This window comes from Actinoplanes palleronii (assembly GCF_016862315.1).
Classification (GTDB): Bacteria; Actinomycetota; Actinomycetes; order Mycobacteriales; family Micromonosporaceae; genus Actinoplanes; species Actinoplanes palleronii.
On the sequence record NZ_BOMS01000120.1, the window covers coordinates 1 to 14,188 of the forward strand.

Below are 14,188 nucleotides of genomic sequence, written 5' to 3' on the forward strand. Positions count from 1 at the left end.
GGGCGGAGAGGATGTCAAGACCTGCTGAACAACCCGGAGGCCGCCCGCTTCCTCAACGCGCCGGACCGGCAGACCAACGCCGTGTTCATGGCCCTGCTCAACCGGGCACCCGACCCGAGCGGCTGGGCGACGTACCTGGCCATGAACCGGGCGGAGGGCATCGACCGGTCCACCGTCGACATCATGAAGTCACCCGAGTACCGCAGCCGCCTGAACGCGATCTGCGCCGGCCGGACCTCGCCCAGCCGGGTCGGTGTCTACAACGGCGCCGAGGTGGCCGACATCGTGCAGAACCTGCTCACCGCCGCGTCGATCGGCATGCTCAACTGCGGGGTCACGTCCGTCGTCAACAAGATGAAGAAGAAGGCCAAGGGCGCCGTGGGCCTGCCCGCGATCGCCGCCTACTCCGCCGAGATCAGCTCGATGGCCGCCGGCACCAGCGCGTCCTGCAAGCTCGCGAAACAGCTGGCCCTCGGCGCGGCCTGGGCCGCCTACATCGGCAGTCGCAACCACCCGGTCTACGTGTACGACCTGCAGACCGAGGACAAGGCCGGCACCATCAGCAAGACCGTCCGGTCCACCTACAAGATCGGTTGGACTCCCGCCGACACCCGGACCTTCGCCGGAAGCGTCAAGGTAGCCCCGTTCTGAGCAGCACCCCGCCACCCGGGCCGGCCGTCCTCGACGGCCGGCCCGGGTGGCGCCGTGTCCTGGATCGGGAGGGGCGCCTACTCGGTGGGGACCACGGCGCGGAACGCCGTGGGGTCGTCGGTGGGGTAGAGGGCCCAGCGGCGGATCGGGCCGGCTGCTCGGGTGAGGAAGGACGGGATCCGACGGGGGTTGATCTCCTGGTACCAGAGGGCGCCGTTCTCCCGGCCCTCCAGGAAGCCGTGGTACTCCTGCGCCTTGACCGGGGAGTATCCCTCCGTGGGGCGTTCGACCGGCGGGTCGGTGAAGACCGTGACGACGGTGCCGGGCCGCAGTGTCGTCCGGATCGAGGTCAGGTCGGCGCCGGCCGGCGCGAGCCGCCATTTGTGCGCTCGGGCGCCGGTGGTGACCAGCAACGCCAGGTCCGCGGCGGCCGCCGCTGTCCGAATCTGATCCCAGAACGCGTCGTCGGCCGACGGGAGTCCGTCCGATCCGGGCACCGGCTCGAGGGGCTGGAGCGCAGCCGGGGTGACGTCTGCGGGCGCCACGCCCTGGCCCGCACCGACCGCGCCTGCGCCGGCCGCTACCGGGGCGGGTGCTCGGACGGGGGTGAACGGGAGGATCGGGCGGGGCGTGGCGATTGCCTGGCGGACCTGGTCGCTGATCTGGATCACGCCGGTCAGCAGCACGACCAGGCCGGTGATGCGCAGGGCGCACCGGAGGGCGTCGACTCCCAAGGCGTAGACGAGCTCGTCCAGGGTGTCGGGCTGGTCGCCGAGGCCGGCCAGGGTGACGACCGCGGCGGTGCCGATCGCCGCGTTCCAGGCGGGGATCGACCAGTGCCGCATCGGGGTGTGCGCGTCGGCCACGTAGCGGCCGAGCATGTCCCTGGTGCGGTGGCGCCAGAGCAGGAAGCCGCCGAGGTAGCCGACGATCAGGAACAGGTTCAGCGAGGAGAGGCCGTCCTGGTGGTCGCCGACCCAGAGCAGCGCCGGGGAGACGCCGTCGACGCCGCCGGTCTGCAGGGCGTGCCGCAGGGCCAGGTCGCAGATGAGGTAGAGCACGCTCAGCACGGTGGTCGCCCCGACCGCCAGGAGCAGGGCAAACGTGCCCAGCTCCCAGCCGCGCGGCGGTCGTACGACGGCGGTGTTCGTCATGGATCTTCCCGGTGATCGATGAAAGACGATCACCCTAGTTGATCAACGGTCAGATCGTTCCGGTGCGGAGGGACTCGGTGTAGGCGCGCTTGGCGGCGGTGTCCCGGGTGGAGCGCAGGTATCGGGTCCACGCCGCGTGCTCGTGCGCCACCACCCCGAACTCCCACACGCAGATCACCCCGCGGTGGGTGGTCGGCGGCATCAGGGCGAACGTGTCGTCCCGCCGGATGTCCCGGACATAGACCGTCTCCCACATCTCGTTGTCGTCGCGCCACGTGCACACCAGCAGCAGGTGGACGTGCTCGCCGGAGCGGTGGTGGATGACAAAACCGAGATCGCCCGAGATCGGCAGCCGCCCGGCGGTGATCTCCGCGGTGAGGAAGGCCCGCGCCCCCACCTCGTGCACGGCCTGATCCGTCCGCCGCAGGTCGTACCACTTGAGGTAGGTGGCCGGCAGGGCCAGCGGGGCACCGGGCGAGAACTGTTTGGTGACGTGGCGATATCCCGGGTGGACGACGTTCCCGGTCGAGGCGAGCTGCTCGTCGGTGACGGTCATGTGCGGCTGAACTCCATCACCCAGTTGGACTCCCACGTCAGCCCGCCGTCCGCGGAGAACTCCTGCTCCCACCGGGCCGATCGGGGCGTGATCCCGGACCAGACGAAATGCGCCCGGATCGGCTTGCCCTCGTGCGTGTCGTCGCCGTAGAAGTCGCCGCGGCCGTCGGCGAACGTGCCCGTCACCGGCGGGAACAGCACCCCGGACCGATCGTTCGCCCAGTAGAGCGACCACTCGGCGCGCTCCACGTCGTACAGGCGAAGGGTGAAACCCCGGGTGCCCAGCGTCGGGAAGAGGATCTCGTCGGTGTTGCCGCCGCCGTTGAAGATCGACCGGCAGGTCGTGGTGCCGGGGAACGTCTGCCAGTCGTCGCTCCCGGCGAACAGCGTGGTGAGCCGATGGTTGACCACGGACCAGGAGCCGACGAGGAAATCGAAGTCGTTCATGCCGGCCATCCTGGGGCGCTACCCCTGACATCTTCTGTCAGTGATGCCTGACAGACTCGGTGGATGCGCGCCAGCCGACTGCTCTCCCTGCTGATGCTGCTGCAGAACCGGGGCCGGATGAGCGCGCCGGCGCTCGCCGCCGAGCTCGGCGTGAGCGTGCGGACCGTCTACCGCGACGTCGAGGCGCTGGCCGCCGCGGGCGTGCCGGTCTACGCCGAGCCCGGGCCGACCGGCGGCTACCAGCTGCTGGACGGCTACCGCACCCGGTTGACCGGGCTGACCGCGGACGAGGCGGAGACGCTGTTCCTGACCGGCCTGCCGCAGCCGGCCGCCGAGCTCGGCCTCGGTGCCCAGGTGGCCGCCGCCGAGTTGAAGCTGACCGCGGCGCTGCCCACGCCGTACCGGGTGGCGTCGAGCCGGATCCGGCAGCGGTTCCACCTGGACACGCCCGGCTGGTTCCGTGAGCCGGACGCCGTCCCGCACCTGCTGGCCGTGGCCGAGGCGCTGTGGCAGGACCAGGTCGTCGAGGTCCGGTACCGCCGCTGGTTCCCGGAGCCGGGCGAGGTGACCCGCCGGCTGCACCCGCTCGGCCTGGTGCTCAAGGCCGGCACCTGGTATCTGGTCGCCGCCGGGACCGACCGGCCAGGTGACCGGCCGCGCACCTATCGCGTCTCGTCCATCCGGCGACTGCGGGCGCTGCCCGAGCACTTCGTCCGACCGGACGGGTTCGACCTGGCCACCACGTGGCAGGAGCACGTCGACCGGTACGAGTCGGCGGACACCGGTGCGGTCGCCGTCGTACGCCTGACTGCTCTGGGGGTTGATGCCCTCCCGGAGGTCCTCGGGCCGAAAGCCGCCCGGACCGCCCTGACCACCCTCGGCCCCGCGGATCCGGACGGCCGGCGGCGCGCCACCATCCCGATGGAGAGCGTGCCGCACACCGCCGCGACGGTGCTCCGGCTCGGCGCGCAGGCACAGGCGCTCTCGCCGCCGGAGCTCGTCACCTACCTGACCGAGCACGTCCGCGCCCTGGCCCGGCTCTATCCCGGCTGACGCGTCCGCAGCACGCCGGTCAGCATCGGCAGGGTGAACTCGCCGGTCGCGGTCTCCGGCCGGCTCGCCAGGTAGTCGCGGATCCGGCCGAGTGCGGCGGCCCGCTCCGGCTCCGGCATGACCAGCATCCCGGCGCGCGTGCCGAGCGTCGCGACCAGCGAGCCGGCGGTGCGCCGCTGCCCGTGCCCGAACTCGGCCTGCTCCGGCGCGCTGAACAGGTGCGACGTCGCGGCCCGCCAGCTGCTGAGGGTGTCCCGGGGGCCGATCGCCGCGCTGCCGCTGACCCGTTCGAGGCCGGCGACCCAGTCCACCCGGTCGTCCAGGACGTTCCACAGCCCGGCGAGCACACCGCCGGGCGCGAGCACCCGGGCGATCTCCGGGCCGGCCACGGCCATGTCGAACCAGTGCATGGCGTTCCCGGCCAGCACGGCGTCGACCGAGCCGTCCGGCAGCGGGATCGCCTCGGCGCCGCCGGCCACGGAGCGGACGCCGGGCAGCGCGCGGCGCAGCTCGGCCAGCATCGCCGGGTCGGGTTCGGCCGCGACCACGTCAAGCCCCAGCGCGCGCAGTGTGCCGGTGAGTTTGCCGGTGCCGGCGCCGAGGTCCAGTACCCGCGGGCCGGGCGCGTGCTCGAGGGCCCAGCGCGCCGCGGCGGGCGCGTAGTCCGGGCGGTGTTCGGCGTAGGCGACCGCGGCCGCCCCGAAGGAGGATGCGTGCTGATCCATGCCCAGACCCTAAGGTGTGCCGATGATCAACAGGCGGGGCAGGCGTTTCCTCACGGCCGGCGTGATGCTCGCGGTGACTGCCGCCGTGCTGCCGGGCCGATCGTACGGGTCACCGCAGCCCCCGGTCGGCCACACCTGGGGCTGCTTCGTCGTCGCGTCCGGGCCCGCCGACCTGCCCTGTCCGGAACCGATCATGCCCAGCCGGGGCCCGGTGTCGCCTCCGCCACGGCCCACCGGCCTGGCCACCGACGGTGTCCCGGGCTGCGTGACCGGCCCGGACCGCCCGGTGGTCGGCACCACCCGCCCGAGCCTGACGGTGTCGTTCGCGCCGGACGGCCCGCAGCCCACCGAGGTCACCGTCGAGCACGAGTCGCTGGACGGCTCGGAGGAGCCGTATCTGAGCTGGACGCCGGCCGAACCGGGGAAGCCCGTCGTGCTGGAGGCGGACGAGGAGGGCCTGGCCCCGGGCGTGTCGTACCGGTGGCGGGTCAAGGGGACGTCCGCCGACGCGGCCGAACCCGGCTGGTCGGCCTGGTGCGAGTTCACCGTCGTGGCCGGGCTCCTCGACCTGCGTGAGGCCACGGACCTGGACGCGGTCCGGGAACTCGGCGTCGACCCGGGCCGCCGCTACCCGGTCACGCTGCCGGTGCGGCAGTGGCGGCTGCTCCTGGACGCGCTCACGCCCCCGGACGACGGTGTCGCCCTGGACGACGAGTTCGACGAGGGCGCCGACGAGGTGACCGAGCGGCTCCGCGGGATCGGCGCCGCCGTGCGAGCACAGATCGCCGGACGGTCCACCGGCCAGGTGGCGACGGTCACGCTGACCGGCGACGAGTGGGCGTCGGCGGCGATGGAGCTGGCCATGATGGCCGGGGTCTGGGACGAGACGGCCGAGGAGGACCCCGAGGTCGACGAGGACGGCGCCACGCGCTGGGAGGCGGTCGACCGGCTCTCCGCGGCGCTCGGCGGCCCGGCTCACCCCCGACTCGGCCACGATCGCTGAGGCCACGATCGCTGAGGTCGCGGGGCTGAGGCCGCCGATCCGCAGGCGCGTCGACCTCGGGAGTGGGGCGGTGCTGCGCTTTCGGCCGCAGGGTTGGAAGATGGTTCCGATGCTCTCGTCAATGGAGGCCGTACGCCGGCTCATGGATCTGCGGCACCGCGGCCGGGCCGAAGACCTGCCCGCGGTTCTCGCGGCGACCGCGCCGCTGCTCGACGTGGAGTCGGCGACCGTGCTGCTCGTCGACTACGCGCAGCTCGCGCTGCACCCGCTGCGCGGCACGACGCTGGACATGGCGACCGCGCGGGGGGTGGAGGACACCCCGGCCGGGCTGGCCTTCACCACGGCGGTGACGCAGTGGGCCGACGCGGGTGACGGCGGGCTGCTGTGGCTGCCGCTGCTGCACGGTGCGGAACGGCTTGGTGTGCTGGAGTTCCGGGTCAAGGCGTATCCGTCGGAGGCCACCCGGCACGACCTCGAGGTGATCGCCGCCCTGGTCGCCGAGCTGATCGCGAGCCGGCGCTTCTACGGCGACGCGGTCGAGCAGACCCGCCGGAGGCTGCCGATGCAGCTGGCCGCCGAGATCATCTGGAATCAGCTGCCGCCGCTGACGTTCGCGGTCGACGGCACGATCGTCACCGCCGTGCTCGAACCCTGCTACGACGTGGGCGGCGACGCGTTCGACTACGCGGCCAACGACGATGTGCTGCACGTCGCGATCTTCGACACGGTCGGGCACGGGATCAGTGCCAGCGCGCTGACCACGCTGACGCTGAACTCCTACCGCAACGCCCGCCGGTCCGGGCTGTCGCTGGCCGACACGTGCCGGTCGATCGACAAGTGGATCCGGTCGCAGCACCCGGGCGCGTTCGTCACCGCGCTGATGGCCGAGCTGGACATCCCGACCGGGAGGTACCGGCGGATCAGCGCCGGCCACCCCGCCGAACTGTTCCTGCGCGACGGGGTGGCGCTGCCGTCGCTGCCGACGCCCAACACGCTGCCGCTCGGGCTCGGCCACATGCTCACCCGGCCGCCCACGGTGATCGAGGTGCAGCTCGAGCCGGGCGACACGCTGGTGCTCTACACCGACGGGATCACCGAGGCCCGGGACGCGGCCGGAGATCTGTTCGGGGTGGACCGGCTCAGCGCGTTCCTGCTGGCGGAGTTGCGCCAGGGCGCGGCCGCCCCGGAGGTGATGCGCCGCCTGATCCAGACCATTGTCTCGTACGAGAACGACGACCTGCGCGACGACGCCACCGCAGCGATGCTCCAGTGGCGCCGGCGCTGACCGGTCACGACGCCAGCAACGCCGCCATCGCCTCGTTCTCCGCGGTCTGCTCGTTGATCACGTGCTTGGCCAGGCTGTGGACGTACGCGTTGCGCCCCGGCCCGTCCAGCAGCGACCGGGACATGGTGATCGCACCCCGGTGGTGCTCGATCATGAGCCGCAGGAACACGTCGGGTGCGGCCTTGGCGTCGGCGTGGTCCAGTTCGGCCAGCTGCGCGGTGGTCAGCATGCCGTGCCCGTCGTCGCCGTCGCTGTCCCCGGGCGGCTGATGCCACGCGGTCAGCCAGTCGTTGGTCTGGTCGATCTCGCGTTGCTGGTCGTGGATGATGAAGTCGGCGATCAGCCGGATCCGCTCCGGCACCTTGCCCTTCGCGATCAGCGTGCGGCTCATCGCGACGGCCTGCTCGTGGTGCTCCACCATCATCTGCGCGTAGTGCACGTCCACCCCGGCGGGTCCCGCCGCGGCGACCGGCTGGGGCGCCGGTGGCCGGGCGGGCTGCCGCAGCAGGACGACGGCCACGGCCGCCAGGACCAGGACCAGCCCGGCGGCGAGGCGACGGGACGTCACTCGGGTACGGGCCGGTCCGGTCACCGGGTCAGCCCTGCGAGCCGTCGTCGCTGGTGTTCCCGTTCGCGCCCTCACGGCCGGCCGGGGTCAGCGGGTTCATCTCGGTGAAGTCCCGCGGGACCAGGTCGAAGCCCTGCCAGTGCATCGGCATCGGGCTCTGGTCCTCGTCGCGGGGCACGTGGTGGAAGCCGACGCGGACCCACATCACCGGGTCGGCCAGCTTCTCCTTGTCCTTGACGAAGTCCACGACCGTCTTGATGTCCAGCGGGCACTCCGGGTCGGCGGCGTTGTCGCTGGCCCACTTCTCGCACAGGTTCTTCTGGCTGAAGGTCACGTCCGGCTTGGTCTCCGGGTGGCCCTCGTACTTGTCGCTCGCGCCGAGTGCCAGCTCGTACGACCGCTGATGTCCGTCGGCGTTCTTGCTGGTCGGGCTGACCAGTCGCCAGAAGCGCTGGTTCGCCTTGGTGAACGTGCCCTCGGTGCCGAGCGTCTTGTGCGTCGTGGTCAGCGCCGCGGCCATCGAGCCCCGGCCGGACGTGGTGGTGTCGAACTGCTCGACCTTCTCGCCGCCCTTGCCGGCGATGTTGAAGTCCACCCGCCAGAACGCGTTGTGGTAGTGCATCGTCGAGTAGTCCTTGGCCTCCTTGCCCAGCGGCCAGCCGTTGTCGGCGGTGGAGTACTCGCTCGGCGCCAGGTCACCGGTGGCGCCCAGACGCGCGGAGATCTGGCCGTCGTCGTGCAGGCGGTACTCGGTCACGTACTCGTACCAGCCGAGCTTGCTGATCGTGCGCAGGACCAGGTCGTGACCCTCCTGGGAGTAGACCTTCTCGGTCTGCTCCTCGGTGGTCTCGTCCCAGTCGTACTCGTGCAGGCGGTAGGCCAGGCCGCGCGGCTCGGCGCTGACGCAGAGCACGTCACGCACCTGCGGGTCGCCGCCGCCGTCCGAGCCCTGGCGCACCGAGCCGCCCTTGCAGTCGTCCCCGGTGATCGTCTCCAGGCCGTAGCTGCCCAGGCCGATCGCGGTCAGGTCGTTGTACTCGGTGTCGCCGGTGTCATACGGCACGTTGAGCTGGGCGAGCCGGATCGAGTCCAGCACCTGCACCTGCTCCGGGTAGCGCTTGGTGGCGACGAAGACGTGGTCCAGGACCAGCCCGGCCTTGTCGTTGATGCGCCAGCAGAGCTGCCAGGTGGTCCCGTTCGGCAGGGTCTCCTTGACCATCGCCGACGCGCCGCACGGTGTCGCCGCCGGGGCGGCCTGCGCCGCGGTGACCGCGGTCACGCTCAGCGTCGCCGCGGTCAGGAGCGCAGCGGCGCCGGCGATCTTTCGGTACCTCACAGGGGTCCTCACTTCAGACGGGCGATCTTGCGACCGGACAGGTCGACGATCAGGTCGGTGACGTTGATGAAGTGACCGTCGCCGGTCTTCACGATCAGTTGCACGCAGCGGCTCGTCCCGCACTGGCTCGCGCCCCGGTCGGCGGGCTTGGCCGTGTAGATGTGCGCGGTCGGCACCAGACCGTCAGTTCCGGTCAGCTGCTCGCCGGTGGCCTTCTGATAGGCCGTCTTGAAGTCCGCGCTGAGCGGGTCGGCAATCAGCAGGTCCAGCGCGACCTTGGCCTCCTGCTCCGACGCCGGCGGCTGCATGCCGGTCGCCGCGAACGATCGGGCCAGCTTGCCGGTGGCCAGGTCGACGACCTGTTTGTGCAGCTTGCCGGTCTTGTAGTCGTAGAAGTACAGCTCGGCCTCGCGCCCGGTGCCGTCGGTGTCCAGGTCGGCCGCCAGGTACTCCGGCCCGGCCTTGCCGGTCACGTCGGTGGCGTTCGCGGCCAGTTCCGGCGTGAGCGCGATCGCGCGGGCCTTGTCCACCTCGCTGCCGGTCAGCGGATCACTTCCGGTCCCGGCGGCGGCCTCCGGCACCCGGCTCGGGTCGGACACCCGGGGCTGCTCGGCGGTGTTCGCGGCGCTTGTCGTTCCGGGCGTGCTCGGCGTGCTGGGCGCGGCGTTCGCCTGCCACGAGGCGACCCCGAAGGAGGTCACCGCGGTGACAGTCGCGATGCCGAGCCCCCAGCCCCATTTTCGGTAACGATCCTCCACGTTTGCCATTCCTCCCCATCGGTCGACAGTGCGCCGCAAACCATTACGAGGGGCAGGTAAAATTCACGTGAGGTGATGCCTGACATTGACGCCTATTCGCCGCGTTCTACCTGGTAGGGACGATCTTTGAAAACATTGAAATTCCTTCCAAGACATTCATCGAAATAGCCGGAAAATGGCAGGCGTCAACAACGGACAACCCCTATTCGGTACGAATACGGAGCGCCCGTCCGCAGGCTACGAGCCACGTCCCGCCCGTGCGGCCGCCGCGAGGTGGCTGCCCACCCCGGACCACCGCGCGCCTCCCGGCCCCGGCTGGCTCTCAGGGGTGCCTCGAGGGCTTCGAGGCACCCCTGACGACCAGCCGGGGATGCGGCAGTCGCGCCGCGGTCCGGAGTGGAAGCGGTGTGGCGTCACCTTCCGGTCAGTTGCGTCGTGCGGCGTCTCCTTCCGGCGGGCCGTGCGGTGCGGCGGCGGGCGGCCACCAGGACGACGCCCGCGAGCGGCAGGGCGAGGGTGGTCAGCAGCAGCGGGCGGGCCCGGCTCCAGGCCGACGTGCCGGCCACCGTGTCGGTGATCCAGGCGTTCAGGTTGTCGACGCGGGCGCTGTAGTCCGGGCCGGTGTGCGGGCAGCCGGGACCGTTGCTGACCACCGCCACCAGCACCGGCGCCGCGCCCCGCGACTCCCGGAAGTACGGGCCGCCGGAGTCGTGCGGGCACGGGCTGGTGTCCGGGCGCGGGGCGTGGCCGGACGTCTCCAGCAGCGTGTCCCGCACCGCGTCGACGGTGAACTGCCCGGTCTGCATCCGGGTCGTCGGCGCCACGTCACCGCCGTGGGTGGTCAGCCCGAACCCGGCGAGCCGCAGCACGTCACCGACCTCCGGCGGCGCGGTGGCGAGCGGGATCGGGGTGATACCGGTGACCGGTGAGGCCAGCTCGGCAAGTGCCACGTCCGCGTCCTCGGCCTGGTGCACGCCGATCACGTCGATCACGTAGCCGTCCCGGCTGTCCAGGTCGGCGCGCCCGATCGTGGCGGTGGTGCGCTCGGCCACCGTACGGTCCACGTGCTTGTCACCCTCCCGGAAGCAGTGACCGGCAGTGATCACCCAGCGGGGTGCGATCAGCGCGCCGGAGCAGGAGCTGTCCCGGGTGCCGCCGTCGTCCGCGGGCAGCCCGGTCATGGTGAGCTTGACCGCGAACCGGTACCCGCCGTCCGGCGCGTCCGTGCCGTACGCGATCGCCGCCGCCGGTCGGGCGCACCAGGGCACGGCGAGCACGGCCACCACCAGGACGAGCAGACAGTTCTTCAGAATCACGAGCACGATGGGACATGCTGCTGATCGCGCCGTCGGGGGAGCGTCAGCGCCGTCTTTACGGTTTCTTTATCCACGCGCTAGTTCTTCCTCGCCACCTCTCGCTGACATTCGTCGAGGTGGTTGCCGGTGGCCGTCACCGAATCGTCGCCGGCCTCGATGCCGGTGCCGTTCTCGCCGACGGTCACGTGCTTGACACCCTTGGCGCGCAGGCAGGCCACCACGTCGTGGGCGAAGTCCTTGGCCGCCGGATTCGCCGGGTCCAGCTCCCAGGCCGGCAGCGGCCAGAACGGCAGGCAGGCGTCCTGCGCCGCATCGAGTTCCGGCGGAACGTCGTCGCCGGCCATGAACGAGCCCTGGGAGTCCACCCCGTGCTCGCCCATGCACTTGTCGAACGCCTTGTTCAGCGCGGCCAGGTCGGCCGCGGTCTCGTCGAGCCGGTGCCGGGGCCGCTCGACCTTGGCCTTGGCCGCGGCCGGACCGGACGCCGACGGCGACACGGTGACCAGCGAGGCGATGGTCGGCGCCGCGGCCGGCGGTGGCTCGGCGGCCGAGCAGGCTCCGAGTCCGCCGACGACGAGCGCCGCGGACAGGCTCCAGCGAAAAACCGATTCCCCCACGTGACTCCTCCGCCCGGTGTGCTGTGCCGGACCAGCTTCGGCGACGAGTGTCAGGAACTTGTGAGGCCCGGAAATACCGGCGCCGGTGGAAGGGTTGCCGTGCTCGTGAGCGACGCGACGATCGTGGTGGTGGGTGCCGGTCAGTCCGGACTCTCCGCGGGATATCACCTGAAACGACGCGGGTTCGTCAGCGCGCTCACCGACCCGGCCGGCGCCCGTACCTTCGTGATCCTCGACGCCGCGCCCGCACCCGGCGGCGCCTGGCGGAACCGGTGGGAGTCGCTGCGGATGGCGACGGTCAACGGGATCTTCGACCTGCCGGGCTTCCCCAAGCCGCCGCTCGACCCGGCCGAGGCCAGCCGGACCGCGGTGCCCCGCTACTTCGCCGCGTTCGAGCAGGCGACCGACCTGCCGATCGTGCGTCCGGTTCAGGTCACCGCGGTGCGCCCGGCCGACGGCGGCGGGCTGATCGTGGAGACCGACCGGGGCACGTATGCGACCGCGGCGATCATCAACGCCACCGGCACCTGGGACAACCCGGTCCGCCCGCACTATCCGGGGCAGGAGACGTTCGCCGGGCTGCAGCTGCACACCCGCGACTACGTGTCGGCGCAGCAGCTGGCCGGGCGGCGGGTCGCCGTGGTGGGCGGCGGGATCTCCGGCCTGCAGCTGCTCGAGGAGATCTCCCGGGTCGCGAAGACGTTCTGGTACACCCGCCGGGAGCCGGTCTTCCGGGCCGGCGAGTTCGACCCGGAGGTCGGCCGCGAGGTGATCGCGAAGGTGACCGCGGACGTCGAGGCGGGCCGGCCCACCGGCAGCGTGGTGTCCTACACCGATCTCGCCTGGACGCCGTACGCCCTGGCCGCCAAGGCTCGCGGTGCACTGGAGCGCCGGCCGATGTTCACCGCGATCGAGCCCTACGGCGTACGGGAGGCGGACGGCTCGTTCACCTCGGTCGACACCATCCTCTGGGCCACCGGGTTCAAGGCCGCGCTCACCCACCTCGACCCGCTGGGCCTGCGCACCCCGGGCGGCGGCATTCGGATGGTCGGCACCCAGGTCGCCGCCGACCCGCGGGTGCACCTGATCGGTTTCGGCCCGTCGCAGTCCACCGTCGGCGCCAACCGCGCCGGCCGAGACGCGGTCGCCACCCTGATCAGGTACCTGTCCCGCGGCGGCGGTGAGGCCGCCGCGGGATCACGCGGTCAGTTGCCGGCGCGGGCCGGCGAGTTGCCGGTGTAGACGGTGAGGCCGAGCGCCCCGGTGTCCAGCTTGCCGTCCGGGCTGACCGTGAAGCGCCAGCGGTCGTACCGGGTCTGACCGAGCACGATCACCACCCACGCGGCGTCGGCGCGGTTCACCAGCGACTGCGCGCGCTCCAGCTCCCGGTTGCCCGGCGTGGTGCCGAGGATCAGCACGCCGAGCTTGCGGTCGGTGTCCGAGCCCCCGCCGCGCAGCGTGTACGCGGTGTCCGCGCCCTCACCCTCGGCCAGCGAGATCGCGTCCCGGATGGTGACCCGCTCGCCGCCGGTCAGGTGCGGCCGGATGTCACCGGCGACAACCTGCACACCGCCGGCCCACGGGCTGCTGCTCAGTTCCTCGGTCCACGACGCGACGAGCTCACGGGCCGCCGCCTTGTCACCCTGGATGCTGACCAGGCCGGTCGCCTGACCGAGGTCGATCAGCTCCCGTACCCCGCCGGCGGTGCCGAGCGTGACCAGCCGCGGGCACGGGCTGGCGATGTCGTTGCTGGCCGGCAGCGCCTGCAGGTCACGCAGCGAGGCCTGCCAGACCCGGCCGTTCTCCAGGGCCTCCCACGGCTCGCTCGGCTCCTCGTCCGGGGCGGCCAGGCGCAGCGCGATGCGGCTCTCGTCGAGGGACACGCCGTACACCGACGGGGTCGGGCGCCCGGCCGCCTCGGCGCCGGTGACCAGCACCTGCAGCGCGCGGTCGATGGTCCAGGCGGCAGCGGTGTCGAAGGTGCGGGCCGGTGCGGCGGCCGCGGGCTCGGCCGGCTTCCCCGGCTTCGGCGCCTTCGGAGCGCCGCCGGTCGTGGTGGGACGACGGCGCAGGAACCACCAGGCGCCGCCGGCCAGAGCGGCGAGCAGCAGCACACCCACGATGATCCATACGAGAGCGCCGGAGGAGGAGTCCTTGGCCGGCGCGGCCGCGGCGGGAGCCGTGGTCTCGGCCGGGGTGGACGCGGCGTCCGACGGCGCCACCGGGGTGGTCGCCGGCAGCTCACCGGTCTGCACACCCTCGCCCTTGGCGTCCGGCGGCAGGATCAGGTACCAGCCCGGCGTGATCACCGCCGCGTCGGTCAGCGCCCCGCCGTCGGGCTGCTTGCGTCCCTTGTTGAGGTCGAAGATCTCCTGCCAGCGGTCGCCGTTGCCGAGCACCCGCTTGGCGATCGCGTAGAGGAACTCCGGCTGGCCCTCGTACTCCGGGAGGACCTGGTACCACTTGGTCTCGGCGCGCAGCTCAAGAGCGGCGGGCCGGGCGGCGAGCGGAGCCGCGACAGCCGGGGCAGCGGTCATACCCACCGCCGTGGAGAGCATCAGTCCCAGCAGGACAAGTCCGCCGCGACGGAATGTTCGACGGTGCATATGGCATCTTCCTCGCGCAGAGTCGATCGTGACGCCGACACCTTACATTCACCGTGTGCGATAACGTTTGGCGACTTTCCGCGCTCCTCGGCACCCCCTGCGGCCACCGTCACG

15 protein-coding genes are annotated in these 14,188 nt (G+C 72.0%); 5 read left to right on the forward strand and 10 right to left on the reverse strand.

The features are described 5' to 3' along the window. A partial coding sequence (locus tag Apa02nite_RS36050; protein ID WP_203829040.1) for a hypothetical protein occupies positions 1–651 on the forward strand: 651 nt, incomplete at its 5' end. Positions 652–728: 77 nt separating this feature from the next. On the opposite strand, the gene Apa02nite_RS36055 is transcribed toward Apa02nite_RS36050, so the two are convergent. From Apa02nite_RS36055 to Apa02nite_RS36065, 3 genes are read right to left on the reverse strand one after another with little or no spacing between them, the layout of a single operon-like run. Continuing rightward, positions 729–1,805 (reverse strand): hypothetical protein, encoded by a 1,077-nt coding sequence (locus tag Apa02nite_RS36055; protein WP_203829041.1) that lies wholly within the window; start codon positions 1,803–1,805, stop codon positions 729–731. A 49-nt stretch (positions 1,806–1,854) separates the two neighbouring features. Next, the gene (locus Apa02nite_RS36060) at positions 1,855–2,361 is read right to left on the reverse strand and encodes a hypothetical protein (protein WP_203829042.1); all 507 of its coding nucleotides are present in this window, start codon (positions 2,359–2,361) and stop codon (positions 1,855–1,857) included. Further along, positions 2,358–2,807 (reverse strand): hypothetical protein, encoded by a 450-nt coding sequence (locus Apa02nite_RS36065; protein WP_203829043.1) that lies wholly within the window; start codon positions 2,805–2,807, stop codon positions 2,358–2,360. The genes Apa02nite_RS36060 and Apa02nite_RS36065 overlap by 4 nt, the downstream gene beginning before the upstream one ends. A 63-nt stretch (positions 2,808–2,870) precedes the next feature. Between Apa02nite_RS36065 and Apa02nite_RS36070 the strand changes: the two genes are divergently transcribed. Next, the gene (locus tag Apa02nite_RS36070; RefSeq protein WP_203829044.1) at positions 2,871–3,860 is read left to right on the forward strand and encodes a helix-turn-helix transcriptional regulator; all 990 of its coding nucleotides are present in this window, start codon (positions 2,871–2,873) and stop codon (positions 3,858–3,860) included. On the opposite strand, the gene Apa02nite_RS36075 is transcribed toward Apa02nite_RS36070, so the two are convergent. Further along, a complete protein-coding gene (locus tag Apa02nite_RS36075) occupies positions 3,848–4,585 on the reverse strand; it encodes a class I SAM-dependent methyltransferase (protein WP_203829045.1) in 738 nt (245 codons plus the stop codon). The genes Apa02nite_RS36070 and Apa02nite_RS36075 overlap by 13 nt on opposite strands. Before the next feature lie 22 nt (positions 4,586–4,607). Here Apa02nite_RS36075 and Apa02nite_RS36080 point away from each other — a divergent pair, with 22 nt between their 5' ends. Both Apa02nite_RS36080 and Apa02nite_RS36085 read left to right on the forward strand, forming a co-directional pair. After that, on the forward strand, positions 4,608–5,588 hold the full coding sequence (locus Apa02nite_RS36080; protein ID WP_203829046.1) for a hypothetical protein: 981 nt from the start codon (positions 4,608–4,610) through the stop codon (positions 5,586–5,588). Positions 5,589–5,697: 109 nt separating this feature from the next. Further along, positions 5,698–6,873: a PP2C family protein-serine/threonine phosphatase gene (locus tag Apa02nite_RS36085; RefSeq protein ID WP_203829047.1), complete on the forward strand. Its 1,176-nt coding sequence runs from the start codon at positions 5,698–5,700 to the stop codon at positions 6,871–6,873. 4 nt (positions 6,874–6,877) lie between these two features. On the opposite strand, the gene Apa02nite_RS36090 is transcribed toward Apa02nite_RS36085, so the two are convergent. From Apa02nite_RS36090 to Apa02nite_RS51365, 5 genes are all read right to left on the reverse strand, one after another. Beyond that, positions 6,878–7,441 (reverse strand): DUF305 domain-containing protein, encoded by a 564-nt coding sequence (locus Apa02nite_RS36090; RefSeq protein WP_203829048.1) that lies wholly within the window; start codon positions 7,439–7,441, stop codon positions 6,878–6,880. Between the two features lie 28 nt (positions 7,442–7,469). Then, positions 7,470–8,777 carry a copper amine oxidase gene (locus tag Apa02nite_RS36095; protein ID WP_239164777.1) on the reverse strand — a complete coding sequence of 436 codons (1,308 nt, stop codon included), beginning with the start codon at positions 8,775–8,777 and terminating at the stop codon, positions 7,470–7,472. Between the two features lie 8 nt (positions 8,778–8,785). Next, positions 8,786–9,535: a hypothetical protein gene (locus Apa02nite_RS36100; RefSeq protein ID WP_239164778.1), complete on the reverse strand. Its 750-nt coding sequence runs from the start codon at positions 9,533–9,535 to the stop codon at positions 8,786–8,788. Between the two features lie 413 nt (positions 9,536–9,948). Beyond that, entirely contained in the window at positions 9,949–10,857 is a 909-nt protein-coding gene (locus tag Apa02nite_RS36105) for a S1 family peptidase (RefSeq protein ID WP_239164779.1), read from the reverse strand. Positions 10,858–10,928: 71 nt separating this feature from the next. Beyond that, entirely contained in the window at positions 10,929–11,468 is a 540-nt protein-coding gene (locus tag Apa02nite_RS51365; RefSeq protein ID WP_239164780.1) for a hypothetical protein, read from the reverse strand. 105 nt (positions 11,469–11,573) lie between these two features. Between Apa02nite_RS51365 and Apa02nite_RS51370 the strand changes: the two genes are divergently transcribed. Next, entirely contained in the window at positions 11,574–12,710 is a 1,137-nt protein-coding gene (locus Apa02nite_RS51370) for an NAD(P)-binding domain-containing protein (protein ID WP_239164781.1), read from the forward strand. On the opposite strand, the gene Apa02nite_RS36115 is transcribed toward Apa02nite_RS51370, so the two are convergent. Further along, positions 12,674–14,074, reverse strand: coding sequence for a LysM peptidoglycan-binding domain-containing protein (locus Apa02nite_RS36115; protein ID WP_203829051.1), 1,401 nt, complete (start codon positions 14,072–14,074; stop codon positions 12,674–12,676). The genes Apa02nite_RS51370 and Apa02nite_RS36115 overlap by 37 nt on opposite strands. Positions 14,075–14,188: the final 114 nt, after the last annotated feature.